Source organism: Scytonema sp. NUACC21 (assembly GCF_054684315.1).
Map to the genome: position 1 here is coordinate 320,209 of NZ_BAAFZH010000107.1, position 26,669 is coordinate 346,877.

Annotated in this window: 18 protein-coding genes and 2 pseudogenes; 6 read left to right on the plus strand and 14 right to left on the minus strand. The window is 39.6% G+C overall.

Annotated elements, in window-relative coordinates; all coding sequences use genetic code 11:
- Window positions 1–134 precede the first annotated feature (134 nt).
- A complete protein-coding gene (locus tag ACYRY3_RS40350) occupies window positions 135–743 on the plus strand; it encodes a hypothetical protein (protein WP_460207451.1) in 609 nt (202 codons plus the stop codon).
- A 320-nt stretch (window positions 744–1,063) separates the two neighbouring features.
- Here ACYRY3_RS40350 and ACYRY3_RS40355 read toward each other — a convergent pair whose 3' ends face one another.
- The 4 genes and pseudogenes from ACYRY3_RS40355 to ACYRY3_RS40370 form a co-directional block, all read right to left on the minus strand.
- Window positions 1,064–3,019: a DUF3137 domain-containing protein gene (locus tag ACYRY3_RS40355; RefSeq protein WP_460207452.1), complete on the minus strand. Its 1,956-nt coding sequence runs from the start codon at window positions 3,017–3,019 to the stop codon at window positions 1,064–1,066.
- Between the two features lie 29 nt (window positions 3,020–3,048).
- Window positions 3,049–3,630, minus strand: a complete 582-nt coding sequence (locus ACYRY3_RS40360) for a LemA family protein (protein WP_460207453.1) — start codon at window positions 3,628–3,630, stop codon at window positions 3,049–3,051.
- An 893-nt stretch (window positions 3,631–4,523) separates the two neighbouring features.
- Window positions 4,524–9,200, minus strand: coding sequence for a trifunctional serine/threonine-protein kinase/ATP-binding protein/sensor histidine kinase (locus ACYRY3_RS40365; protein WP_460207454.1), 4,677 nt, complete (start codon window positions 9,198–9,200; stop codon window positions 4,524–4,526).
- A 256-nt stretch (window positions 9,201–9,456) separates the two neighbouring features.
- Window positions 9,457–10,452, minus strand: a pseudogene (locus tag ACYRY3_RS40370) (FAD-dependent oxidoreductase); the annotation flags it as partial.
- 26 nt (window positions 10,453–10,478) lie between these two features.
- Between ACYRY3_RS40370 and ACYRY3_RS40375 the strand changes: the two are divergent.
- Both ACYRY3_RS40375 and ACYRY3_RS40380 read left to right on the plus strand, forming a co-directional pair.
- Entirely contained in the window at window positions 10,479–11,252 is a 774-nt protein-coding gene (locus ACYRY3_RS40375; protein ID WP_460207455.1) for an ABC transporter permease, read from the plus strand.
- A 133-nt stretch (window positions 11,253–11,385) separates the two neighbouring features.
- Complete coding sequence (locus ACYRY3_RS40380) at window positions 11,386–12,285, plus strand: ABC transporter ATP-binding protein (RefSeq protein ID WP_460207456.1); 900 nt, start codon at window positions 11,386–11,388, stop codon at window positions 12,283–12,285.
- 142 nt (window positions 12,286–12,427) lie between these two features.
- Here the strand turns inward: ACYRY3_RS40380 and ACYRY3_RS40385 are convergent.
- From ACYRY3_RS40385 to ACYRY3_RS40395, 3 genes and pseudogenes are all read right to left on the minus strand, one after another.
- Window positions 12,428–12,722: pseudogene (locus ACYRY3_RS40385) on the minus strand (putative PEP-binding protein); the annotation flags it as partial.
- A 10-nt stretch (window positions 12,723–12,732) separates the two neighbouring features.
- Entirely contained in the window at window positions 12,733–13,233 is a 501-nt protein-coding gene (locus ACYRY3_RS40390) for a DUF1822 family protein (protein WP_460207457.1), read from the minus strand.
- 20 nt (window positions 13,234–13,253) lie between these two features.
- Window positions 13,254–13,745, minus strand: a complete 492-nt coding sequence (locus ACYRY3_RS40395) for a sigma-70 RNA polymerase sigma factor region 4 domain-containing protein (RefSeq protein WP_460207458.1) — start codon at window positions 13,743–13,745, stop codon at window positions 13,254–13,256.
- 1,143 nt (window positions 13,746–14,888) lie between these two features.
- On the opposite strand from ACYRY3_RS40395, the gene ACYRY3_RS40400 reads away from it, so the two are divergent.
- From ACYRY3_RS40400 to ACYRY3_RS40410, 3 genes are all read left to right on the plus strand, one after another.
- Window positions 14,889–16,283 (plus strand): GTPase family protein, encoded by a 1,395-nt coding sequence (locus ACYRY3_RS40400; protein ID WP_460207459.1) that lies wholly within the window; start codon window positions 14,889–14,891, stop codon window positions 16,281–16,283.
- 43 nt (window positions 16,284–16,326) lie between these two features.
- Window positions 16,327–16,533 carry a hypothetical protein gene (locus ACYRY3_RS40405; RefSeq protein WP_460207460.1) on the plus strand — a complete coding sequence of 69 codons (207 nt, stop codon included), beginning with the start codon at window positions 16,327–16,329 and terminating at the stop codon, window positions 16,531–16,533.
- Between the two features lie 425 nt (window positions 16,534–16,958).
- Window positions 16,959–17,495, plus strand: coding sequence for a hypothetical protein (locus ACYRY3_RS40410; RefSeq protein WP_460207461.1), 537 nt, complete (start codon window positions 16,959–16,961; stop codon window positions 17,493–17,495).
- Window positions 17,496–17,553: 58 nt separating this feature from the next.
- Here the strand turns inward: ACYRY3_RS40410 and ACYRY3_RS40415 are convergent, their stop codons facing one another.
- The 7 genes from ACYRY3_RS40415 to ACYRY3_RS40445 form a co-directional block, all read right to left on the minus strand.
- Window positions 17,554–18,573 (minus strand): beta/gamma crystallin-related protein, encoded by a 1,020-nt coding sequence (locus ACYRY3_RS40415; RefSeq protein ID WP_460207462.1) that lies wholly within the window; start codon window positions 18,571–18,573, stop codon window positions 17,554–17,556.
- A 36-nt stretch (window positions 18,574–18,609) separates the two neighbouring features.
- A complete protein-coding gene (locus ACYRY3_RS40420; RefSeq protein WP_460207463.1) occupies window positions 18,610–22,797 on the minus strand; it encodes an nSTAND1 domain-containing NTPase in 4,188 nt (1,395 codons plus the stop codon).
- A gap of 73 nt (window positions 22,798–22,870) precedes the next feature.
- Window positions 22,871–23,089, minus strand: a complete 219-nt coding sequence (locus ACYRY3_RS40425; protein ID WP_460207464.1) for a hypothetical protein — start codon at window positions 23,087–23,089, stop codon at window positions 22,871–22,873.
- Window positions 23,089–23,610: a hypothetical protein gene (locus ACYRY3_RS40430; protein WP_460207465.1), complete on the minus strand. Its 522-nt coding sequence runs from the start codon at window positions 23,608–23,610 to the stop codon at window positions 23,089–23,091. Before ACYRY3_RS40430 ends, ACYRY3_RS40425 begins: the two co-directional genes overlap by 1 nt.
- Window positions 23,534–24,370 (minus strand): caspase family protein, encoded by an 837-nt coding sequence (locus ACYRY3_RS40435; RefSeq protein WP_460207466.1) that lies wholly within the window; start codon window positions 24,368–24,370, stop codon window positions 23,534–23,536. Before ACYRY3_RS40435 ends, ACYRY3_RS40430 begins: the two co-directional genes overlap by 77 nt.
- A 185-nt stretch (window positions 24,371–24,555) precedes the next feature.
- On the minus strand, window positions 24,556–25,233 hold the full coding sequence (locus tag ACYRY3_RS40440; RefSeq protein WP_460207467.1) for a CAP domain-containing protein: 678 nt from the start codon (window positions 25,231–25,233) through the stop codon (window positions 24,556–24,558).
- A 629-nt stretch (window positions 25,234–25,862) separates the two neighbouring features.
- On the minus strand, window positions 25,863–26,645 hold the full coding sequence (locus tag ACYRY3_RS40445; protein ID WP_460207468.1) for a LysM peptidoglycan-binding domain-containing protein: 783 nt from the start codon (window positions 26,643–26,645) through the stop codon (window positions 25,863–25,865).
- Window positions 26,646–26,669: the final 24 nt, after the last annotated feature.

Here is a 26,669-nt window from a genome sequence, read left to right on the forward strand (position 1 = left end):
CTATATTAAGTATACTTCTTTCGTGGGCGGTGAAGATCCGCCTTTTATTATAGATTTGGTTTTGATTCAGAATTTGTGCCAGTATCAGTTCCAGGATAAATTATCCGGTTTTTTCTAGAACACAGGTAAAATCTATGGTATTCGCAACCCGAATCGTCTTTTTCCAAGATACAGTCCTGAAGCAAGAGCCCATTCAATCTAGCCGACTGCCAAGCTTTAAACGTGTGAACATTCCAGCTTTTACTGTACTGGTTCTTCAGTCCTACACATTCCTGATTACCCAAGACCACCACAGAATAACACTCAAAAACCTTCAATTAAAAGGCTTTAGTAGCTGGTATGCTTTCGCACCAGATGTTGATATATTTTCCGATGAAGTTTTCCCTATCAGAAATGTAGATGATATTGCCGCCGAACAACAAAACAATAATGAAGTAAAAATTTTTGTCGACCGCGACTCTGTTGGGAACCAAAGAAGCTTTTTGAAAATTGTCGCTAACACAGACACCGTGTTTAAACGCGAACCAGTTGACTCATCTGTTCTCAGAGATGAGTTCAAGCAGACAATTCCTGCAGGCACAGAACTGGTTTTAGCTACCAGCAGACCCGATGCAAATGGTGCTGTAAGATTTCCTATTGTGAAGAATCATGTCAGATTTTCTCTTCAAGACCTTGATATCAAGGGCTTTTCTAGCAATTGGTATGCTTTTGACAAACACGTTGGCATCGATCGCCTGGGCTAAGGAAGACTTTGGAGTTCTCCTTTGCTGAAGTAAACCATTGGTTTACTAGAAAGGCGGCTGAAAGCCCAGTGCATTTATGCCGGGATGAAAGCCGCTTTATGACCTTTAGCCAAGAGTCCAGCTATTGACATCTTGCAAATTCTTAGTGGGAGGGGTGGTGGGCTTTAGCCCTACCTACTACTGAGAGAAATTTAAAAACTGGCAATCCGGACAGACCGCCATAGCGAAGCGTGCATACTAGCGCACATACGCTAAGAGCCCCAAGACGAGAAATTTAATCAGAAGAGTGCAAGTTTATAGAGAATTAGTGTAAGAAGGTATTAATTGTTTCCCCAAATGCGTCTGTTAAGATTTAGGTCTTCAACAATTCCCAACATTAACTGTATGCTTTCAAAGTATTCTCCCATGGGAGCAAAGCTTAACATAGTGTGGAACAGCTTGGGTTCAAAGATATCTTCTGGATACTCAATGGCAATGTATATCATGTTCTCTACAAAAGAAACATAAATGTTTCTTCGTGCTTTTTTCCGAAACTTAACCAACTTGGACATGAGGTTTGTAGACAAGATGTACCGTGCTTCAACTTGGTCATCTCCATAAGCTGTAAATAACTGAGAAAATTCTGGATCTTCTAACTTGACCAATTGTCCTTTTCTCAAGTTTAGAGAATTAATATTAGAATTATATAATTGTGGCAAAACCACTGTTTTACCTTTTAAGGTTTTATTAAACCTCGCTCTAAAAAATAAACCTTTAAATACTGTTTTTCTGGAGTATTCGTTCTTGATTATCTCTTCTTCAAAACGTTTATAGTCTATTTTTCTGCCTTTAATCATTCTGGTGGCTACGTAAGGAAGCCCTTTCAGGAATTTGATGAGAAAAACAATGATATATAAAGGCAGCAGGAATAAAATAATTCGTCTGGTAATAAATCTGGGAAGAAGTGAGTTAAGAGTTACTATTTGTTGTGTAAAATTTAGATATTTCGCCCAAACATGGCTAACTTCTACTTGAGCAAAAATTTCAGAAAAGAAGATATGAGTTTCACCAATTACACCAGAAATACAATCATTTTGTTGAATTTTATTAGGTTTTAATAAAGTTTGGAAAAGTTTACTATGAATAAAAGCAGACATAGTAAGCTCTGTGTCTAAATCGGATGAAAAGCTAGAATATTTTAAAGTTTTATTAGTGTTGATAAAATCAAAAATTCTTTCAATAATTTTCGACCTAAAACCACTGGCATAGGCTTCCGTTGCAGAAGTATAAAATGCTACCCAAAGCCAACAACAAGTTAAAAGTGCCAATAAAAACAAAAAAACAATCAAAGCAGATGGTCTTGGTGAGTAGCGCGAGCTAAAATTTAAAAAACTTGAAGTAAAAAAATGGATTATACCTCCAGCTATAATGAACAAGGTAATTCCTACAAAACTAATAGACCTGAGAACTTCTTTTCTGGTGTTTTCAACAGCCTTTAATTCATTCAATAATTGATTTTGACAGAAACTTTTGAATTCATTCCAACTTTTTAATTTGAATTCCACGACAATATCTTGTCCAGATGCCAAGGTGGTGTGGGGTTGTTCTTGAGAAGAGGATTCTGTGGCTGTCTGGTTTCCTACTGAAGCTGGTATTGCATTCGGTGATAATGTTTCAAGAAATTGTCGTGCCCAAATCCGCGTGACTTCTTGTTCGTGTGCTGTTAACTGCTGACAAAGTGCGATCGCATTTTCTAACTGTTCATTCCCTTTATATGCTTTCACCAGCCACATCTGGGCTTGAGAATAATCTTTTGTCCCCGCATCCACTCCCTGAGAATATTGTTCAAGGGCATTAACAGCATCTGCAAAGCGCTTAAATTTCAATGCTTTACTTCCAGATGCAAGTAGTTCAGCTGCTTGTTCTGGTGTCAGATAAACTTTTTCAGCCACCGTGGGTTCGGGTGTAGTTTGTGTTTCGGCTAACTGTGTTTCAGCAGGAGAAGACTCAGCAGATTCAGTAGGTGTAGATAAAGATGGCAAGATTCGTTGTGCCCAAGCCCTAACCTGAGAATGCTTGCTGGCTGCTAGCTGTTGACACAAGGCAATTGCTTTTTGCTGCTCACCAGTACAATGATAGGCTTTCACTAAGCCCATTTGCGCTTGAATGTATTCCTTAAAGTTTGCCTGAGGGTCAACTTGACATTCTTGGCAAAATTTTTCCAACAATTGAATAGCTGTTGAGTAACGACCTTTCTGAATCGCCTCTAGCCCAGGTTGATATTCTCCAGATAGCATAAACTTTTTTCTAAGCTAATATATTTTCTCTACTGATTAAATAAATTACTGACATTTACGTTTTGTCTTTCTTGCTCTGTAGCTACAAATACTGTTTTTTGGTGGTAATTCATATATGATGCTATCAGGCTAGTGGGAAACATTTCCAAAGCATTGTTGTAATCGGTAACGGCACTATTATAGAAACGTCTGGCAGCTGAGATCTGCTCTTCAATTTCATTTAAAGAGTCTTGTAACTTGATAAAGTGATTGTTCGCTTTCAACTCTGGGTATGCTTCCAGAGAAACCATAATATTACCTAGTGCCTTAGATATTTGATTTTCTAGGTCAATTCTATTCTTGCCAGTCACTCGCCCTGACATTGCTCTTGACCTCAGTCTGGCAATTTCCGTTAGAGTTTCTTTCTCATATTGCATATAATTTTGGGCTACTGCTACTAGGTTGGGAATCAGATCGCTTCTTTTTTTTAGAAGCACGTCTATAGTACCGAAGGCTTTCTCAACTTGATTTTTTTTAGCCACTAGGCTGTTATATAGTAATATAACAATGATAGGAATTAGTGAAAAAAGAAGAAGTGCTAGAATAAATCCTGTCAATAATGTTTTTAACATACTTAAAAATTGTCTTGATTGAGATATTTACGCCTTAGGCAGTCCTATTGCAGTTCCGAACGTTGCTTGCCATGTAAAACCAATAAAAGTGCGGACTAAAAGCCCGCGCAACAAACTGAAGCTCATGACTTCATCAGGATTGTTATGAGAAATATTGTTAAACTAAAATTGTAGTTAAATATTAGCTAACAAAATATTGCTTATTAGCATACATAAGTTTTTTCTTATCTAGAATGGAAAAAATACGTAAAATTCGTGATTCAGTCTTAGGTCGCTCAAGTATCACAAAGAGTTGTCAATACAGTGTTGTCCGCGAGAAGATTTTAAAGTTTTAATGAAGCTACCTTTTCTTGCCAAATTGGCTAGTCTTTATAAAACCAGAAAGATAGATTAATGCAAGAAATCGTCATGCACATCATTTTTGCAACACCGGATGCCCCAGGTTTATAACCTGGGGTTTTGTTTTAGCAACTTTTAGTTAACTCGGCAATTTGGCAACTCTTGAAATGGTGACAACAGTATCTTTAGGAAATCAATGCGGTCTTGCAAAAAAGACCCACAGCATAAGACAAAACCCCATTTCCCCGGTTTAATACCGGGGTTTTTATCAATTGTGCTTAAAGTCAACGTTTTAGTCAAAGTGAATTCTACGTTTAGACTGTTAGTTAAGGTCAATATCTCGGATAATAATGATATTTGGGTTAAGGTTAAAGTGCAAGTGAAGGAAGAACCTTAAATCTTTGATTTAAGCAAAGCTATTTTGTTATCTATAGCCAGAGTACAGAAACTCAGTTTCTTGAACTTTAGTCAAAGAAAAATAGCTTTTAATAACAATAGAAACTATGTTGTGTGGGATTACTAGATGAACAAGCTAGTAGAAATAAGGGCAAATTCTAGATAGGAAGGATAATTGTAAATTCTGAACCCTGTCCTAAAACTGAGTTGACCTCCAAAACTCCCTGATGCTGTTCGACAACAATTTGATGAGCAATTGATAATCCCAATCCTGTTCCTTTACCTACGGCTTTCGTAGTGAATAAATGGTTAAAAATCTTTGATTTTATTTCATCTGGTATTCCCAAACCATTATCTGTAATTTTAATGACTACACTTGTATTGTCTGAATTTAATTTTGTTTGAATTAAAATTTTTCCTTTTTCTTTTTTCAAAGACTCTTCTATTGCATCAATAGCATTTGCTAGTATATTCATAAATACTTGATTAAGTTGTCCGGGAAAACATTCGATCGATGGTAAGTTACTATAGTTTTTAATAACTACAATTTCAGAATGCGTATCGTTAGCTTTCAAACGATGCTTAAGAATAAGAAGAGTACAGTCAAGTCCTTCATGAATATTGAAGGAGACTTTTGCAGTTGTATCATTACGGGAAAAAATTCGCAAGCTATTACTGATATTACGAATGCGGTCAGTCCCCAATTTTAATGAGTTAATAAGCTTGAATAGATCTGTTCGCACATATTCCAGATCGATAGCTTCTATTGTTTCTAAAATTTCAGCACCGGGATGGGGAAAATGTTGCTGATAAAGATCGATCAGATGAAAAAGATCGCGAATATATTCTTGCGCTGGTTCTAGATTGTTAACAATAAATCCCACCGGGTTGTTGATTTCGTGTGCTACACTTGCAACTAGATTGCCAAGTGCAGACATTTTCTCACTTTGTATAAGTTGAAGTTGCATCTGTTGCAGGTTAGCAAGAGAGCTTTCCAGTTGTTGGGCATAGCTTTGAGTTTTTTGGTAAAGTTCTTGAGATTTGTGATAAAGACGAGCGTTTTCTAAAGAGATAGCAGCTTGGGACACCAGAAGGTTAAGAATTTGAACTCTGTCCTTAGTGAACGCTCCAGGGGTTAGAGAGTTCTCTAAGTACAAAATACCAATTAACTTTCCTTGATTAAGAATGGGCGTACACAAGATACTTTTTGTTTGGTGTTGGTTGAGGTAGGCATCAGCAGCAAAGAAATTTTCTGACGCAGCATTATCCATCACCAAGGTTTTTAGAGTGTTTTTGACGTAATAAATTAGGGTAATGGGGATTTCTAAAGAAGACTCAACAGGAAGAGATTGCAGAATGGTGGGCGTTTGTGAAAACATTGCGAGCGCTTCGATCGCCAACCGATCCCCATAAGGCAAAATGAGAGCGCATTTTTTTGCACCTGCATTTTCCATCACGACTTCCATTAATTTAGCAAGTAACTTGTCCAGTTGAATTTCGCTAGAAAGAGTTTGAGACGCTTTGATAATACTCCTCAAATCCAGTATTTCTGAAACACTGGTGCTAGAGGAGATCGTTTTGCCAGTGATGGGTAAAGAAATAGAACCCGAAGTGGTGACTGTATCAGTGGGACTCAGAAGAATTTTCTCCTCTTGCAGGGTGTTGGTCAGTAATTGAGGATAGCGTTTTTCTAAGTCATCAACTTTTGCTTTTGCACCCCAACGAGCATAGCAGTAGTAGGCATTGCTAAGATAGTCTTGAGCAATCCGTTGCTTTCCCCATTCAAGGTAGAATTTGGCTGCCAATTCCTGAGCTAGTGCCTCTTCATTTACATATTCATTTTCTTTAGCTAAAAAGATAGCGCGATCGTACATGTCTATAGCTTCAGACTTTTGAGCCAGCACCCGATACCGTTCTGCTTCAACCAGATAAAATTTGTGCAGGTAATTCATAGGAGCATGTTGTGCCCATTTCTGCAATTTTTCCTGATTGATGTGTACCTTGTCGAGAATACTTTTTTGTTCGGATTTGACGACTTCAGGGTATACTGCTAGTCTAGATAGTGAATCATAAAAATAAAAAAGCACGGTGACTATCTGTCCTATTCCAGCATCTAAATGCTTCTCTGCCAAAGTTGCATATTTCACTGCTTGTTGAAACTCTTCAAATAGATAATACAGATGGAGTTTACTGAAAAATAAAAATAAAAGTCCAATTCTATCATTCGCTTGTTGGTGAATCGGTAACATTTTCTTTTCATCATAAGATTCACCGCGCAAGCAACACGGATTTTCTTCCCCAAGTAAATTCAGGACAATCTGCCGAAAGATAGCAGTCCAACTTAATGGCATTTCTTGTTTGAGTTGACTAATGGCATGACTATAGATTGCCATTTCCAGTTTTAGTGTAGCTAAATCTTTACCAATAAAGTATGAAGAGTAGGAATAAACTTTAAGAGAAAGGGCTGCAAATTCTATATCGCCCGTTTCCAATGCAGCAGAATATGCTTCTAGTAAAGGTTGTAACATTTCCTTTGTATGCTCTTTCCAATGCCTGATAAGAGTATTAAATGTTTGAAGAACCTTTGCTTTCACTTCTCTAGCATTAAACTTGACCAACAAGTTTAATGCTAGTTTGCCAAATTGATAACCTCGATCAATATCTCCAACGACACCACAAAGTGTTAACCCATATACTACGTATGCAAAAGCCGATAAAGGAGAATTACCATGTTGAAGTGATAAATTGACCAGTTTAAACAAAATAAGTGGAAATAACTCAGGAACAGCTTGATAGGAAAAAGTAATGATAAGAGATAGGATACGCATAGCTGCTAGGAGTTTGGCTGCTGTCATTTCTGGCAGATCTATTAAATCCTCAACACATTTTCCATTAAGATGTAATGTTGTTTCTGCCATTGCCCCTTGAATATCATCAGGACTGGGATTAAATGGCAATTCTTGACCTAACATTTTTAAAACGACGAGTGCTTTCCTGACAGCTTCTTTTGGTTGTATTTGTGCTCCCAAAGCTAGAATTTGAACTTCATACACTTTCATTTTATCTAGTAATAAATCAGCTTTCTGCAACACAACATCTGCTAATTTTTCCATCTGCTCAAATTCACCAGCTAGGTATGCTGCTTCTGCTGCTTCTTGATATACAGCAAGTGTCAACTCATAACTGTTCTCCCAGCTATCAACTGCTAAAAGTTGCATTCCAGTCCTAAGGTATTTCATAGCAGTTGTATAAGCAGTGGCAAACTTTGCTTTTCGTCCAGCTATCAAATTTAACGATGCTAAGTTATCCCGCTCGGTTTCTTGAGTAATTAATTCTATTCCATAATTTAATTGGTTAACAATTTCAAAAATTTTCTCTTCTTGTTGAGTTTTGGGTGTAGTTTTTAACAGCAGCCGTCCAATTTTAAAGTGAGTAGCTTGCTTTTGGTCTTCAGGAATTAAAGAATACGCTGCTTGCTGTACTCGGTCGTGGAGAAATTTGTAATTAATAGTCCACAGTTCGGAGTCCAAAGTCCAAAATTCAGAACTAACATCCTCTTGACTATAAACTATTGACTCATCTTGAAAGAACTTGTAAACTTCAGTTGTGGGAATAATTAATCCCGCCTGCAATGCTTTCCACAAATCGTTAGCGATTTTAGATTTTGTTTTTTCACATATAATAGCCAGGGTCGCTAAATCAAAAGAGTTACCGATACACGCCGCTAGCTTCAACACTAATTGAGTGGCAATTGGCAGTTTCTGCAATTGCCTTGCCATGAATTCCAAAATATCCTCGGTAAGTGCTAGCATCTTCACCCGAGCAATATCGCACTGCCAAGAACCTATCTTAAAATCAAAGCAAATTAGACCTTCGTTATATAGGAATTTGAGAAATTGATTGGTGAAGAATGGATTGCCTTTAGTTTTTTGGTAAACTAGTTCCGTGAGAGATTGCGCTCGTTGAATAGAACAACTCATTGTATCGGCAATCAAAGAGTTGATATCAGCTATTGTGAGGGATGATAGGGTTATGGTATTGACAACCATTTTTGCTTTTTGTATTTCCTGCAACGTTAGCATTAATGGATGTGTTGGAGAGACTTCATTATCTCGGTATGCCCCAATCATTAACACATGACCTGTCTCTGTCATTAATAGTTGCATCAACTTCAGTGATGCCAAGTCTGCCCACTGTAAGTCATCAAGAAATATGACCAAAGGATGTTCGGTATTTGCAAAGACTTGAATAAAGTGTTGAAACAGTAAGTTGAAGCGGTTTTGTGTAGCAGTGGCTGATAGTTCCAAAACAGGGGGCTGCGGACCAATAATCTGTTCGAGTGTTGGAATCACATCAATAATCACTTGACCGTTCTCGCCCAAAGCAGCCAAAATTTTGTCTTTCCAGTGTTGTAATTGAGCATCGCTTTCAGAGAGGAGTTGTTCTATTAAGTCCTGTAACACCTCCACAAATGCCGACAAAGGAACATCGCGCTTATATTGGTCATATTTACCTTTGATAAAGTAGCCCTGCCGTTTGGTAATTGGTTTGTGGACTTCATTAACCACGGCGGTTTTTCCAATCCCAGAAAAACCTCCTACCATCATCATTTCAGAATTTCCCTGCGACACTCGCTCAAATGCCTCAAGTAACTTTTCCACTTCCTTTACCCGCCCATAAAGTTTCTCGGGTATGAGAAAGCGATCGGAAATATCTCTTTGTGCTAATTTAAATGAATCAACATACCCTTTTTGTTTCAAGTCATGCAAGCATTTTTCTAAGTCATGCTTTAAACCAAAAGCACTTTGATAGCGATCTTCTGCATGTTTTGCCATCAGCTTATTAATCATGGCAGATAGAGTCGGGGGAATATCCGTATTGATACTATGGACGAGTGGCGGCAACTTAGCAATATGAGAGTGTACTAACTCCAGAGGACGGTCGCTACTAAAGGGTAACTGTCCTGTAAGGAGTTCAAAGAAAGTGACACCTAAGGACTAAAAATCACTACGGTCATCAATTCCTCGATTCATGCGTCCGGAAAGACGAGCCATGGCGCGTCTCTACATTTAAACTGGGCGTTTCTACATCAGTGTTGCGCTTTACCCAGAAAGGAACATTGCTTGTCTGACTACCAATAACATAACTTAGTGAAGCAATTTTACCCTGTGCAGCGCGAATTTCACTGACTGTTGTTCCCGTGATAATTTTGTTTCCTTTGCCCTGAATTGCCCTAACTAGAGGTTGCACCAAACATGTTCCCATATCATCTTTGGTGCCATTAAAAGCTAATCCCTCTGGGTTTCCAAAAAAATAAAAGTGGAAGAACTGCAACAATTCAGCAGCACTCATATCATCTGGTGAATTCAAGCTAGACTTAGCAAAAGGTAGAAAATACAAGTCATATAAACCTTTAGGAAATTCTTCCTTCACCCAGTCTGCAACTGATATATTATCAAAGCGCCGATAGTTTTTTTCGCGCTCAAAACCACCAATTGCTTGAAACACTTGCAAATGTTTTATCTTGACTAAATTAATCCCCCATTGAAAGCGGTTGGGAGAGGCTATAGCTAAATCTACAATATTCCAAGGAAAAGCAGAGTGACTGGGTCGAAAGACTTCTGGGCGATACTTACTATTATGGTAAACAACAGAGTAAAAATTTAATGACTTGAAATTTTCCCCAATCCCCAATTCTGTTACCAGACTATTGAGATTGTAGTATTGAGGGAAAAATCCATGAAAGCCATGCTCCATGTTGAAGGTTTCACCCACAGCTTCAATTTGCCAACTCGCAATTTTGCCGCCTAATTGTGGAGACTTTTCCAACAGTGTCACCGTAAAGCCTCTTTGACTGAGTTCGTATGCACAAGCTAAACCAGCCAAACCACCCCCAACAACCACAACACTTTTTTGTTGACTTAGCATTGTTGGTAAATTTAGGGTATCTTGTATAAAAACTGTTGGTCTTGGTTTGCTCCACCGGGAGTATCCTAAGACTCCTCCAACAGTACCTACGCCGAACAATTGCAGCAATGCACGACGGGAAAGGGTATATGATTCTGGTGAATTAGATCCTTGAGTCATTTGTTACTGAATTAACTCCCCACACTATGAAGTACTGGCATGAAACTATAGCTGTCACTCAGCGCATTTTAATTGAATTATTGCGACGGAGACGCAGTCTGATTTTTTGGAGTATTTTTCCCATTTCAGTGTTAATTCTTAACGGAAATATTTTGGCAGAACGGGCAAAATTGTCAATAGCTCTTGCTTTTGAAAATGCTGCACCATCAACCTTGGTAGGCGCAGCACTATTTTTTAGTTGTTTGGGTGGTAGTGTAGCTACTGTCGTTGCAGAACGAGAACAACAAACTCTCAAACGTCTTTTTATTTCTCCCTTAAGCGGCACATCTTATTTTTTAGGTATTTTTCTTGCTCATAGTTGCATTGGCATTGGACAAACATTGCTTGTTTATACTATTGCAGCTTTTTGGGGTGCCCAATTCAAGGGTTCTCTCTTCTTTGGATTCCTTATCATTCTGATGAGTATAGTTGCTTATGTAGGCTTGGGGTTTATTTTGGGTACACAATTAGCTCGTCGTACCGAAGATGTTAATGCTCTAGTCGCAGCTTTTGGGGTGCCTTTGTTAATCTTGGGGGGAGTATTCTTGCCCACTTCATTATTCCCTGAAAGACTATTGAACATCGCGAGGTTCAATCCAATATATCATATGAATGAAGCTCTTGTAGGGGTGTCGGCAAAGGGAAATGGAGTTGCTGATATAGCATCTCACTTTCAATTTTTATCCGTGTTTGCATTGTTAATGTTTTTAGGAGGATGGTTGTCTTATCGGCGGATGTTGATGGTAGAAAAGAGATTGTAAATCTCATATCTTGCACCATCGCCTTATTGCAAAAATAAAAGCCTAAAAAGCCGATCCCGCTCGTAGTGGGCACTGCCCACCACGCCGTTATTGAGAAGGTGTAAGATGTCAGAAATAGGTTATCCATAACCCTATGCTAAAAATTAAAAATTTAAATAAATCCTACGGTAAAAGAAAAGTTCTGCAAGATTTGACCCTACATATAGATACAGGAGAAATTTACGGTTTGCTGGGTGCAAATGGAGCCGGTAAAACTACAACAATTAATATTATCTGTAATCTTCTTCAGGCTGATAATGGTTATATTACAGTTTACAATCAGCCAGTGTCAGAAGAAACCAAAAAACTTATTGGTATTGCACCTCAAGAAAATTTACTGTACAAAACTTTATCTTGTGAAGAAAACCTTAACTTTTTTGCTAAGATTTACGGTCTGGACTATAAAACACGACAGCAACAGGTAAGAACAACTTTGGAAGCTGTGAACTTGTTAGATAGGGCAAAAAGCCCAGTAGAAACTCTCAGTGGCGGGATGCAGCGACGCTTAAATATTGCGGTTGCACTGGTACATCAACCAAAGTTAGTGATTCTTGATGAACCAACGACAGGTTTGGATATTGAGGCGCGATATGAAATTTGGGAGTTGATTAAACAACTGAAAAATCAGGGAATTACAATTTTACTGACGACTCATCTATTAGATGAAGCCGAGCGTCTTTGTCACAGAATTGGTATTCTTAAAAGAGGTAGAATTTTGGCTGAAGGTAGCTTGGCAGAATTGAAAAGGCGGATTTCAGCTAAAGAGATTGCGATCGTACAAACTCCTAATGAAGAACAAGCGATCGCACGGGCAATTGAGTGTGGGTTTACTCCTCGTCGTTATGGTAGCGATTTGGCTTTTTGGTTGCCGGAACATTTGGAATTAAAGGAAATTCTTGCTTGCTTTGAGGGTATTCCTCTGGATTCGATTACCAGGAAGCAGGTGGGGTTGGAACATATTTACTTAGAGTTGACGCAAGAATCTGACATTTGAGGTTGCATTGGTCGATGAGGCAGGTAATATCATGTCCGGGTAAAGACTTATCATTAAGGCAGATGGGGAGATGGGGAGAGGGTTTTCCGGTTTTTGCACAGATTGTTTAATAATAACTAATTAACCGGACTTAATGTAAGTAAATTGCCTTTGCGATCGTTCGCTTGAGTGCTTCGTCACGTTCATCAAATAAATGCGCCACTAACTCTGAATCCCGATCCAATCCCAGCATCAACTGAGTCAGTGTGATTTGAGCCAATAGAAAATCCATCAAAGACTTCACTAAACTCATCTGCTAGTTGTACATTGCTAGGTAATTCACACATCACGTAGGTTTGTAATCCGTTTTCTCCTTGCACCAAACCATTTTTTGCCATCTCTGCAATTACGCGACGACCTTCTTGAGGAGTACGGCAGAAAGGAAGCATCAAAATGATTTTTAGGTTTTTATGACTTTATGGATGATTTAGCTTTTTGTATTTGTGTACATTCTTCTAGATACCTTAGTAAGTTTTCTAGAGGTTCTAATCGATTGATAGGTAAGTCACTCATTGATGCCTCTTTAGCAAAGCCTAATAATTTGGCTTCTTGCAATGTTTCGCTGATTTGTACGGCTACATAGCCAATCCGGTCTGATGTAACTTCTGGCGGTATGTAGACAGTCTGGAAATTTTCTAACACGGGACGGCATTCTAATTTACCCAAATCTTTAATGCATAAATCGGCTACATCCATAAGAGTTTGTTGTACCGGATTCCAACTGTCACTAGCTTCTAGTTCTGTCTCAAATCCCATACATTCTAGATAAAAATTTACGAAGGATACAGCCATGATATTCAGCAATACCTGCTGACCTTTTTCAGGTGTGGCTTGCTGCTTTGACCATTTTTCTGCCAATCTCCGGGAGACTGGAGATATCAGACCAGTAAATGTTGAAAGAGTTGTCATACTACTCGATTTTTTTGATTTTACAATACATAGCGATCGCACAATTCTTTGAATTCATGGCGAAACTTATCTAAACTCCTTTGATAAAAGTTGCTTAACGTTGGAATGGGAACGCAGAACTCTTCTGAAATGTCTTTCCAAGAGAGACCAGACCATCTTTTCATCGCTATTTCTTGAAAATTTGCTTGGGGGTAACTTTTGATGTATGTTTGTCGAAACACTCCTTGTGGATCTTTTTCTATATATTGTCTGATTTTTAAAAAATCAGATATACAATCCTCTTCGTTGTCTTTTGGTGCCAAATCTTCTAAGTTTTCTAGAAAAGAAGCTTCTACCTTGATTTCGTTGGCTTTCCCAACGACTTTGGAAACAGCTTCTTTAAAGAAACGCTTGCTGAGTAACATATTGACCCAGGTTATAAATTCAGCACGTTCGGGAGCGTATTTGTCTATATTTTTACAGATGTATAAGAATAGGTCTTGTACTGCCTCCTCATATATATGTTGATACACTTGAGAAAATCTCCCTTTGTATGGGGAGCAAAGTTTATGCGATTTATAAAGACCCTCGATCAACTTTGATAACGCCATTCGTCTAGCTGTTGAATTTAGGGGGTGTTTTTGGGCTTCTAGAGCTAGTTGTTTAAATTCGGACTCCTTCATGTAGAAAGCACTCCTATAAAAAGTTTTCGCAAGATAAGCACGGCTTTTATCCAAATCATCTGATAAAAGTTACAAAACTTTACAATTGGACGTTTGAGGGTGTTAAGGAGGGATTCCGGATAAGGAACTGGAAGAGGGGCTTTCAAGAAGGTACATCTTCACCAGATGCACTTCTTAATTGCATAGTGGTTATAACACTGCTCTTATCGATCTTATTGGGAAGAAGTCTAGCGGTCTATGCAGGAAAGTGTATTCTCGGATATCAAATTTGGTGTCTAAGCCAGCACAAATGGTTAGTGTGCTCTTTAGCAATTGTCTTTACTGTTGATAGTAACGGATGTCGAACCGATAGCTTTGTTGAAATTCGGTTTTACAGTTTCCTACACAAACACGACGTTATCAGGAGCAAAATCGATGTATAGGGATTCATGATGATATGTGCCAGGAATGCTAGTTACTTTTTTATGGCATAGTTTATTCTACAGCGACAGTGATGCAAATCACTTACGGTGGAAGCTTCGCGCTATTGCATTCCTCAGTTATTACTTGCAGATTTCTAAATTTATGAAGTTTGTAACAAACTTGCAGTCATTTGGATAAATAGGGTTGCACTCACCCGAGTCATAAGTAGAGCAACTCAATTGTTGAAGCAAAGTATTCAATACCTTGAGTCATGCGTAATTAGTATTGAGCCAAGATACGTGTAATTTCCTGCAAGATGGTCTGAAAACCCTTATCCTATTTGGGTTGAATAATTGACTACACTCTTGTCAAAAAAGTTGGTTTGGCAACGAGGAATCAAACACGAATGAAGGCCGAACAATAGATTCTGGTCATGTCTCGGCTCAATACCTTCTAAGCTTGGTGCAACATCTGAGTAAACAAACTTTAACTTATGTTCTGTCTACACTCATTTTCTGCATATGTCAAATGTACGACCTTATTTACTTCTATCTCTACTGCTTTAGAGGACACTAAGACGATGAGCTTATTATGTTTACCCTAGCTATCTTTGGACAGACTGGTTCTGGCAAAACCAGCTTATCAAATGCCCTTTTTGGACTAAATTGGCGCACCGATCCGGCTGTGGCTTGTACACAAACAGTATCTCAACATGAAGGAAAAATAGTTTCAGTCTTCAATGGAGATATGCTTCCAGAGTGGCGACTACTCGATACTCCGGGTGTAGGCGAAAGCGAAGAAGCAGATGCAAGGCACTTCCAACAACTTTATGAATCTTTTCACACAGCTAACATGATTTTATGGGTTGTTCAGGCTGACACTCGTGCGTTTACTGAAGATCAGGAGTCAATACTGCGGTTAACTGACAATGGTCAGAAAATACCAAAGGCGCATTTTGTCATAGGAATTAACCAAATAGATCGAGTATATCCAGAAAATTGGAATACGGTCGATAATGTGCCATCGGCTGAACAATTTTCTCTAATTCCAGAGAAAGTCAATCTTGTTTACAAGCGTTTCTCGCCCTATCTACCTATTGCAGAAAAACATATCCTTCCCTGTTCTGCATTGAGGCGATATGGGCTGAATAATCTTGTGAATGCCATTAACTATTACCGACTAAAGGAGTCTAAAATGTCATTTTTTAGGAAGAATGTATCACTGGAACAGCAAAAAACAATAGACAAACTGCGCCAAGTTTTGGGTACAACAGATTTTAACAGGTTTCAGCGTTTAATAGACGACGAACTTGCCAAGCCACCAAAAATTGCCATCATTGGTAAAGCTGGTGTTGGTAAGACTACCACTATTAATTCGCTGTTTGATTTACAAGAAAGAGTTAGTCACACGACGACTGGAACCAAAGAACCAAGCGAAAACACTATTGAACTGCCTAATGGGGGTCAACTTTCGGTAATAGATATGCCTGGGTTGGGAGAAGATATTGAACTGGACAGGCAATATAAAGAGATTTACGAAAAAGTTTTGCCCTCAGCGGACGTTGTACTGTACGTTGTACAAGCAGATTTGAAAGCTCTAAATGAGGATCAAAAAATTCTCAGGGACATTGTGCAAAATGCCATGGGCAACTTGAAGGATCGCCTTGTAGTCGGATTAAACCAGGTGGATAAGATAGATCCTGGCAATTGGAACGAAAAATTTAATTATCCATCACCAGAACAGGAAGATAACATTAATCGCCGCTGTAAGGACATACAGGAAAAGTTGAGCGCAAGCCTTTTTATTAACGTTGAGCAAGTAGAATATTTCTCAGCAATAAAAAGATACAGGCTGTATCAACTTTTAGCAGCAATTATCAAAGCGGCTGGGAATGTTGGTTGGAAATTTTCTATCAGTCCTGCCGATCCCATTGAACTAGCTGCTGAGGAGGTTAGAGACTTACTAAGAAAAAAGTTAGATCAATAAAAATTTACGTAAGGCAAAAAATACATTTTTAGAGGTAATTAGTATGCTCGATTCAAGCTTTACTCAAGAAGAAATAGAGATAATTAGAAGGTTTCGTCAGCTTTCCAAAGATAACCAAAACGCCATTATTGCTAGTGAAAATTCATTCAGGACATGGATTAAACAAGCAGCTGGTTGGGTAATCGGAAAAATCAGTTGGGAAGCGCTTAAAGAACTCTTTAATTACATCTCAAATAACTTTTCTAACTGAATAGAATAGAGCGGCGGTAAAGTAGTTAAAACGGGAGCAAACAACACGTTTTCTTTTTGCTGTAAATCCTAATATTTCGTTAATGTAGAGACTAGCATGGCTAGTCTTTACGAAAAAACTGGGTTTTTATAATTTCTGTACCGATGCTCTGTAGTTTATGAAGTTTTGTAAAAAGTTGCTGTTATTTAGATAAACATGATGAAGCCGACCCGAATTATAAGTAGAGCATCTTCAAAACCGCAACTCGCTTGCTACAGTTTTCTAATTTAGCCGACCATTAACATTCAACTCGCAATCTCAAACAAAAATCTCTTCTTCAAGATGAAGCATTATTTGAACTAAGCGAGCAACTAAATAAACTCGCTCAACAGGTTGGGGTACACCTCCATGAAATCGAGGCGCGGGTACATCGTTTGGAGATTCGAGTGGCTGCTAATGAAGATTTAGACAGAATTGTAACCGCTTGGGAACAGCAAACTTACAAGCTGCTACCTTGGACGTTGCAAGTAGCTCTATTAGTGAGAGAAGTATTTAGCAGTTCTGTGGTGATGTATGAACTGGAAACTGGCGATCTAAAACGTTACCGGGAATTGTTAGTAAAGAAAATTCTTGCGAAGAGTAAACAACTACAACCTCCTAATGGTTGCAGTCTAGCTGATTTGTTAGATGATTCTTGGAAAGAAATTAAAAATAATGATGAACTGGAATTAGCAACAGGATTGCTGGAAGTTCGCTCTGTTCCAAAGGAACGCTTAGTGAACACACCACACTTGTTTGTGATTGGTACAATGTTGGAATTGGCTACACTTCCAGAAAAAGCCAGAGAATTAAAGCTTTTATCCAAAAACCTAAATTATTTCTTGGAGAGTCTTAACAAAGATGCTGCCCTTCTGCGCTACAATTGCCGTATCTGTGTCTGGAGAGTGTTTTCAAACAACTCGTTAAGACTTCTAATTTTTTAGCTCCCCCTAAATCCCCATTAAAAAGGAGGACTTAGGGGTGTCTTAACCTTGACCTAACTTATGCAGCTTGTATCTCAAGGGAGGAGGTGAAATCGTTAAAGTCATCTCCAACATAGGGTGTGTCAGATGCAAACACTTTAGTTCTGCCTTGAAATCCCGCATGTTCGTATAAGATGACTCGAAGCCCTGATGGTACTTTTAACGAGCTTAAGTGGTCGTTTCCAATAGCAATTTGACCGACATCATATCGACCTGGTTCTAGTTCTTGGCTTCTTCCTTGAAAGTCACGGTCTGAGTAAATCACGACTCTATTTGACCCTACCGTTCCCCCTGGGTACATTTGACGCATGAAATTTTTATCCGTGGTTGAGAGTTGAGTATTCCAAGGCACTTCAAAACCTCCAATTGTCAACTCTTTGGGAATTGCATAATGCATAATTGACTCTCTGTCGTACTGGGAGAATTGCGTGATGTCAGTACCGAGACGTCGGAAAATATTGTTGTCTACTTGTTCTTTATCCCAATTGTTGGTCTCTTTATAGTAACGGTAAACAGCATCCCGATTCCAAGGAATTCCAGCCTGTGGGTGTTGGTGTTCGTGGATGCAACTAAGAGCATGACCAAATTCATGAAGCACAACTCGCGTATATTCTTGGTTGGATGAATCTGGTTTTAACCATCCATAGTTCATTGTGGCTTGGTTTTTTGGAATATTTAAAGCATCAGTACCAAGATATGACCAGGAGCCTCCCGGTTGCAATGAAATGCGAATCTCAGCATCGGGGTCATTTCCAAAAACTAACTTGATGTTGGCGTATTGAGTCCACTGTTGGGCTATAGCTGCAATTTTTGTCTGAACGACAGGGTGTCCGTCTAAAAAACGAACGCGCAGAGTACGACCGGGTTGCCATTTTTTCCCGGTGATGAGCGCTATTCTGTCTGATGAATTATCGATCGCTTCTGCGTTGAGTGGGTTTTCTTCAAACGCTATTTTTTGCGCTTCTTCAGACATATCTGGTGGGATTTCTATACAGATTTTGATGTCTTCAAAAGTGTTTTCGCGGATAAGTTCTTTCATTTGTTTACCTCTTGATTGTTTGGTGGATAATGTTTTTCATTCAGGCAGACACACCGCTTGCTCTTTGTGACCATTAGGATTGCAATGGAGATAATCGCGCACCCAATGGCAACCATAGGACAGCAATTCATCCAAATCTAAAGCGAGATCTAAATTCCAGAGAATCGCAGTCTTGTCAGTACTGGCTGAGGCAATGGTTTTACCATCAGGACTAAAAGCCAGTGCATAAACGCGATCGCTATGACCGTGTAAATTTTTGTATAATTTTCCATCTCGTCTCCATAGTTTCACTGTCTTGTCATAACTAGCCGTAGCTATGAGTGTGCCATCTGGACTGAAACGTACTGCACTCACTACATTTTGATGCCCTCTTAATGTATTGTATAAAATGCCATCTTGTCTCCAAAGTTTGACTGTGCCGTCTGCGCTTGCTGAAGCAATGAGACCGCCGTCTGGGCTAAAGCACACCGCACACACTGAATGCTTATGCCCTGTAAGGGTTAAAAGCAAATTGCCATCTCGTGTCCAAACTTTGACTGTTCTATCATCACCTCCTGAAGCGACCGTTTTGCCATCGGGGCTGAAACATACACCTCGAACTGTGCTTCCTTGTTCTTGAAGAGTTGCGTGTAGCTTGCCATCTATTGTCCAAAGTCTGACACTCCCGTCTACAGACCCAGTAGCAAGCATTTGACTGTCAGGGCTAAAGCTCAATCCAAGAACTTCTTTATGGAAGATCTCCCCCGTATGCCCTTCTAGTGTTCTCAAGAAAGCGCCATCAGAACTCCTCAGATGTACGCTTCTATCGCCACTTGCAGTCGCGATCGCTTCACCATAGGGGCTAAAATCTACAGCAGTTATGGGTCCACCTTGCCATTTTTCTGTTTTGATTAACATACCATCGCTATTCCAAAGCGATACCAACCCGTGTCCGTGTGTGGTTACAATCGTCTTACCATCGGGACTAAAACACACATCATAAACCACATCAATATGCCCATCTAGAATTTTTAACGATGTACCGCCTATCTTCCAAAGTTTCACCGTTTCATCATCACTTCCAGAAGCGAGAATTTGACCGTCTGGGCTAAAACGAAGAGCACGAACTGCGCTTTTATGTCCGTAAAGGGTTTTTACTAAAGTGCCGTCACTTTTCCATAATTTTACTGTAGTGTCTTGACCTCCTGAGGCAATGAGACTACCATCAGGGCTGACACAGACACTCCAAACGGCATCCCGATGATCGGTAAAAGTTTTCAACAGAGTCCCGTCGCTCTTCCATAGTTTTACCGTTCCGTCCGTACTTCCCGAAGCAATCATCTTACCATCACGACTAAAATCTAAGTTGGTGACTGAACCTTGATGCCCTGTTAAGGTTTTGTACAATGTCCCATCTCGGTTCCAGAGTTTAATTTCATGTTCCCAACTGGCTGTGGCAAATATTTGGTTGTCAGGGCTGAAAATAACTTTCATGACTTGATTCCCATGCACTTCTAGGGTTTTGTGCAAAGAACCATCACGATTCCAGAGATGAATTGTGCCTCTTTCTTGACCCCGTGAAGCAAACATCTCACCATCTGGGCTAACAGCCAGTTCAGAAAGATGGTATCTTCTATCTTCTAAAGTTTGAGACAATGCACCGTCCAATTGCCATATCCGTATGATTCCTGTTTTATCCTCCGTAGCTATCATTTGACCGTTGGAAATAAAACCAATAGCATTGACCCCACCTTGGTGCATTTCCAAGCGGTTGTATTCTTCCACTCGGCGGAGAGTTTGTTGGAGGACAACAGATGTGCGAGTCACAACGTCCTCTTTCAGCCAGGGCGAACGCTTAATTTGTTGAAATAGTCTACCTGCTTTCAAACTATATATTAATGCCCCAAGTTGATCGTTTTGAAAACGAGCTTCAGACAATGCAACCAATGCACTTATCTCACCTTGTCTTGCTTCGTCAAGCTGCTGCTTGGCTTTTTCAAGTTCTTGATTTCTGTGTTGAATGCTTTGTTCAACAAACTCTGTTTCTACCCGATTGAGCCAGTTATTCTCAGACTGAAGTAGCTTTTCTAATATTGGTAAGCGAGGGTCATCATCCCAAAGAAAACCCTTTTTTTGTTCTTCATTACTATTATTTAACCAATCATTAGCAGCAAGTGTCAAGCGTTCTTGCAAAGTAAAGGTTTTTTGTTCCTCTACGATCCACGTTTGTAACTGACTCCATCCGCGTATTAATGCATCGTGGACTGGCTCAACATAAGGTTTGCCTTCAACGTCTTTATCTCCTACAATAAGGCGAGCCTTAGAAAAACAATTCAGAAATGCTTTCACTTGCTCGTTTTCATTTGCATCTAAATATTCTAATTCAGATAATGGTACTCTTCGTCTTGCTGACTCTCCTCCCTCAAGTGAAACCATTCGCAGCATAACTTGACGCACTGTTTTTTGATAAGCGGAGTTTAGAGAAACTAATTCTCCATATTCTTGTGTAGCTTTTGTTGTCAAAGAACCAATAACACCACCTAAATCCTCATAATCTTCTTGTTTTAACGCTCGGTCAGAACCCCGACGATGTAAATATTTACGATAAAGTTCGCTAAGAGTAAAAGATAACAATGAGAGCGCACCAGGCATTTGGGCGACATCATCAAGCAACCGCTCAACCAGTTGTGGAGGGTCAAAATACAGCACTTTTTCTGCGGCTGGCTTCTCAATAACCTCTCGCAATTCCTCTCGTCCCATAAGGGGTACACGAAAACACGCTGCTAACCAAGAATTTAATTCCAAAATTTTGTTAGAAAAATAAGGTTCAAAGTCAGAACGCAAAGTTATAATAATTCTCAAGTTTTCATAACCATCAGTGAGTAATGCTTTTAGTATATGCAAAAATAAGTTTTTATCCTCTGGTTGACACATGGTCACCAGTTCTTCAAATTGGTCAATAACCAAAAGTAATTTTGCTGAATTGTTCCGACTCCAATTTTTAATAATTTCTCCTAATTTTTGAGGTTGTTGCAATTCCTGGCTTAGGGTATAAATGAAATTTGAATTGTCAGATGTAGATTGATTGATAAGCGGTAGAATAGCACTTGCTAAGGCAGTAAAAGGGCTTGAATCAGGACGCATTGGACTGAGGATATGCCATTGCTCTTTTGACAGGGAAGGGAGTAACCCGGCTTTGACTAAACTCGATTTACCTGTCCCTGAAGCTCCCAAAACAACGGTAATTGGTGGTTTTTCTGAATTCAAAAGATGAGTTTTTAGGTTGTCTATAGCCTGTTGTCTGCCAAAAAAGAACTTGCTATCTTCTTCATTAAACTCGTAAGGCTTTAGTCCTCGATAGGGATTTGTGTTCTCATCAAGTGGAGGTGCATTTTCCAGATTCTTGGGATCGAAATCAGGAACTAAAAAGATAAATTCGCCTTTATCGTGTTTTTTTAATTGACACAACCCTGGTGTTTGTCGGTGTACTGTCTTTCCCAGTTCTTCGCGCAAGTATATGTAAAGTTCGGAAGCTGTCATCACTCCATCTTGAATCACATCTCCCTTACCATTTTCCAGAGCTTCAAACAAAATCTCTGCAAAAGGAGAGTGTTTTCCCGTGCTACCTACACCGCGATCGCCAAGGCGAGAAAGGACATCGACTGCTTTTTCATCATGGGCGGCTGAAGTGATAACCTGTTGAGCACAGCCTTGAATGTAGCGATCGTAACGTTCGCGATACATTTTGGGATGACGCCTTGCTTCTCGCGTTAAACTTGACCAGCGAAAAGCACCAGCAAAGCAGCAATCCAGAATCACTAACAGGTGACGGCAATTCAGTGCGACCAGTGCATCGTGTAATAATTGCATTGGTAGAAAGCTGTTTTCATCCTTGTGAGCGTCCTGGGGGAGAAGGTAACCGGCTGCTTGTCCGTCCTCGCTTTCCAGCCCATCTGAGGCTATACCGTGTCCGGCGAAGTAAAATAGTATGCGGTCGTGTTTTTCAATAGCGATCGCTTCAGTAGATAGCGGAAGTTTTCCCTGTTTGAGGTTTTCAAGGAGATTCTTTAGTTTATCGAGAGTCGCATTAGTGTCTATTAACTCTAAAACCTGATATTGGTGTGACTGTCTCAAAATTTCTGCCAATCTTTTGGCATCATTGACTGCTGTTTTTAAGGTTGGAACGTCATTTATGTAATTATTAATACCAATAACAATGGCGTAGCTATGTTTAATCTGGTTCATAAGGATATTTTTATGTTTTTCATAACCCACCCCATTTAAGAGGTGGGCTTTAGAGTGAAAACTTATACGAAGCCTACGAAGTCAACGCTTTCACTAACGCTTCCAATCCGGCTGGAGTTGTGAAGTAGGTGACATGGTCGCAAGCAGCATCTGGTTCTAGTATTCTGGGTTGAGGCGATCGCTGAGAATCAACACTTTTGATGCTGCTTAGACTGACAGCAATATCATTAGGTTGTTTAAAAAAGACGAAATCGACCGCTTTATCCACAACTTCCCCAAACAGCTTTTCCATCAATCTTTGTAACTGACTGGATTGGTTTTTGAGTTGCGAAGCTGTAAGTTGGGATGCGGTTGCAGTTGAACGGCTCCATCCCGTAAAGTGGTACTTTCATTGGGCTGAATTTGAACAGCATCTTGCGGATGCACAATTGTGAGTGCAATGCTCTTTGTCATCCAATCATCCAGCTTTCTGCTTGAGTTACCCGGTTCGCGGGTGTTAACCCGATCCAATAAAAGATTGAAAGTACTCTCAGGTAATCCCAGCGAACGAGTTTGCGGTGGTGGATTTAGCCCATCTTGTTCTAACACTCCGGCGTCGAATTCTGCGGTGCTGACAATCAGCTTAAATATCTCTTTATACTCAGTGACTCCTCGTTCTAAGAAATCATCTGGTATGTAAAATTCACACTCACTTTCGATGCTTGCATAAGCTGGGATACTTATACTACTTCTTTCCTCAAAGAAGGGTAAGTAAATACCGTAACTTTCTGAGAGTTCCAGTACGTTGCAGTAGAGGGTTCTCGAACTGTTCACTATTGGTTTTTTTCAAGGTTTCCGTGAGGAAATAGGAAAAAGCGCCTCGCCGTTGACCGTCAACTGATGTGTACTCCTTCGCTGTTTCGTGAGAACGACAGGCGGCGATCGCAATATGTTTCCCCTGAAATCCCCGCCATTTCATCTTCTTGTCTTGGTTCTTCAAAGAAGCCAATTCCTCTAATGCAACAGAGTCCTTGGCAAAAATAAAGCTATCCCAAGGGCGTTGGCGTTCATCACCAGCAGCCTGACGCACGATTTCTGAGTCTCTTGTCCCAGTCCCGGAATGACAGCAATCCAAAATCACAAGGGTATGTGGGTTGTTCTTTGACACTTGAGAAATCAAATATGCCAGTTCCTTATCTGCTATGTCCCAACTCCCTTTTGTGCGGCTATCATAGCAAATTAACGTTTCATTATAATTGTCTGGTTCTAAATGAGAAAAAGCTTCTGGTACTTTTTGTTGGGAACCGTGACCTGCATAGTAAAATAGTACGACATCATCGCTATCTGCCTTGCACAAGTGTTGTTGAAAACCATTAATAATTGCTTGACGAGTCGCTTGTTCGTTGGTAAGAATCCAGGGGACATCTGTAGATTCTACAAGTTTCCATTCACTTCCAAAGGAAATTCTATCGCGCAAGTATGATTCTATTGCTTTAATGTCATTGAGACAACCTGTAAGCGATCGCACCTTTGGACTTGAGTCAGGATGATAGTTGTCAATGCCAACTAGTAGTGCATAAATGTTCTTGGTCATGGGTATTACACTTGAATTTGTTCGGGAGTAACCATTAAAAAGAGAACCCTTATTGTTGGGTTGAAGAACGAAACCAACATTGAACCCTTGTTGTTGGGTTTCGTTCCTCAACCCAACCTACACAATACATTCGATCATTTAAGATTTACTTTATAAATGACCTCTGAAGCATTTGCTGAATATCATTAGAAAACAGGTTGTCCTATAAAGTTACCTACAGGATTGTAGTGACAAACCAAAATATCTCTGCCATTACCACGGGCTAAACCACCCCCAACAGAAGTTGTATTTCTCCAAACAACTTGAGTGTAATGACCCGCATCTTGCCAATTCCCAGTACTGGATACATTGGGGAAAGTACCGTTTCTAAAATATTGCTTTTCATTACCCCACATATCTACTAGCTGGGTGACGGAAAAAGCACCAGTAGTACCAAGAGCAAGGTTCTCTCCAGATCTGCTATGTTCCAACTTTCCAATTTGAGCTAAATGGTTTGCCCACTGTTGAGCACTTGCTGCTAAATCGTTTGACCATTGCAGTGGTTGAACCCCTACTTCGGCTCTGTATTTATTATGAGCATTTAAAATTTCTTCAGCAAAAGTTGAAGTTTTAGTAATCGGTTTAAACGAGGAAATAGTATCATTGAAAGCATCGCCTACATAAGAGTATTCACCAGGTTGAAGTTGAAAACTTCTTCCCTGAAAGTTAATGTGCTCAAAGAACTGCCAAGTACCGGAGTAGACTTTAATTGATGAGATTTTGTCGTTCCAAAAATCTCCAACGTAGGCACTTGTTAAATCTGTAAGTACACCTGAAGCCGCTCCGGCGAAATTTGCATCCGAAAAAATTTCTATCTGAGCCATAATAAGACCTCGAAAAATTGGTTAATTTGTTTCTACAAAAAAAGAAGATTTCGAGCTTGATATTCTTAAATAATTCACAGTTAATGCTTTCCTCTTTAAAGAATATTTTCTTTGCTTCTCTTCTAATATTTTCCTGCTGACAAAGTCATTTATAAAGCAAATCTTAACTGTCAATTTTCCTGTGTAAGTTGGGCAGAACAAAGTGGAATCCAATAATTCAATTCAATGTTGAATTTCGTTCCTCAACCCAATCTACCGATTTCTTAAGATTGACTTTACAAATTCTCTTTCCTGCAGACTTCTGGAAATACAAAATACAAGTTGTTTATCAGATATTTTTATTTCCTAATAACAATGGTAGCTTTTTTAATAAAAGCGACAATTAATTATTTTTAGATTGTATTCAAGAAATAAGTAATTATTTTAAGGATGTAAATACTTTCTTTTATGGCTATTAAACAATCATTCTGACTTTTCTCATCCCGTGAAAAGTCAGAATATTTAACAACAATTATGAGTTACCAGTGATAAGCGATCGCCTGTCTCAATTTTGGGGAGCATCCCAATTTGGAAAAAACACGTTTGCGATTGAAATCGCGACTATACAGGCGCTCGTCCGCAAGACAATTTCAAGAGAAATCAGCAGGCGAAACATTGTAACCGCCATATTCTTCCACATACCGGAGTATAGAAGTTCCAAATTCATCCTGAGAAACTTCATTTTTCAACAAAAGGTTAGCGACTCCAAAAGGACCGCGCAGGTGTGCTCCGGCTAAAATACCGGAAAGGGTAAGAGTGATTGTTTTTGACCCCCCTCTATCGTTATATGTCTTTTGCTGACCGAGGTAATTGTTGAGAGACTGTGCTTGCGCTCCAAGTGTATTGTTAATACGTTGTAAGTTGAGATTAAAAGCTTCACGAATAGCAGCTTCTTGAACTTCACGGGAATTTTGGAATTGTTCTTTACTATTAATACCTCTTTTTCCCGTCCAAGCACCCCGCCAATAGTTCTTGTCAGCACCGTTTCCATAAAAAACATCAGCTTTGTAGTAGCCAAGGTCAATCAGTAACGGCTCTCCAAATTGATACTTACCCATGAAACCGAGGGAGTTTTCAGAGGTGTACTGTCTTGGATCTCCTGATGGAAACCCTGATTCAAATGCTCCGAGGGCTTCTAGCATAGCTGGGAAATTTCCCCTACCCGAACCAGGATTTCCACCCGAACCAGGATTTCCACCGGAGCCAGGAATAACAAGTACCATCCCCACTTGAAGTTGCTCGGGGCTACCTCCTATTACACCGCGATTCGCTTCATAAATTTCACGCCAACGATTGCCATCTCCGTAGAATTTTTGGGCTATCAAAAACAGCGTATCGCCAGATTGAACAGTATAATTTTGACCAGATGCCATGATTTTCTCCTTTCAAATGTCTGC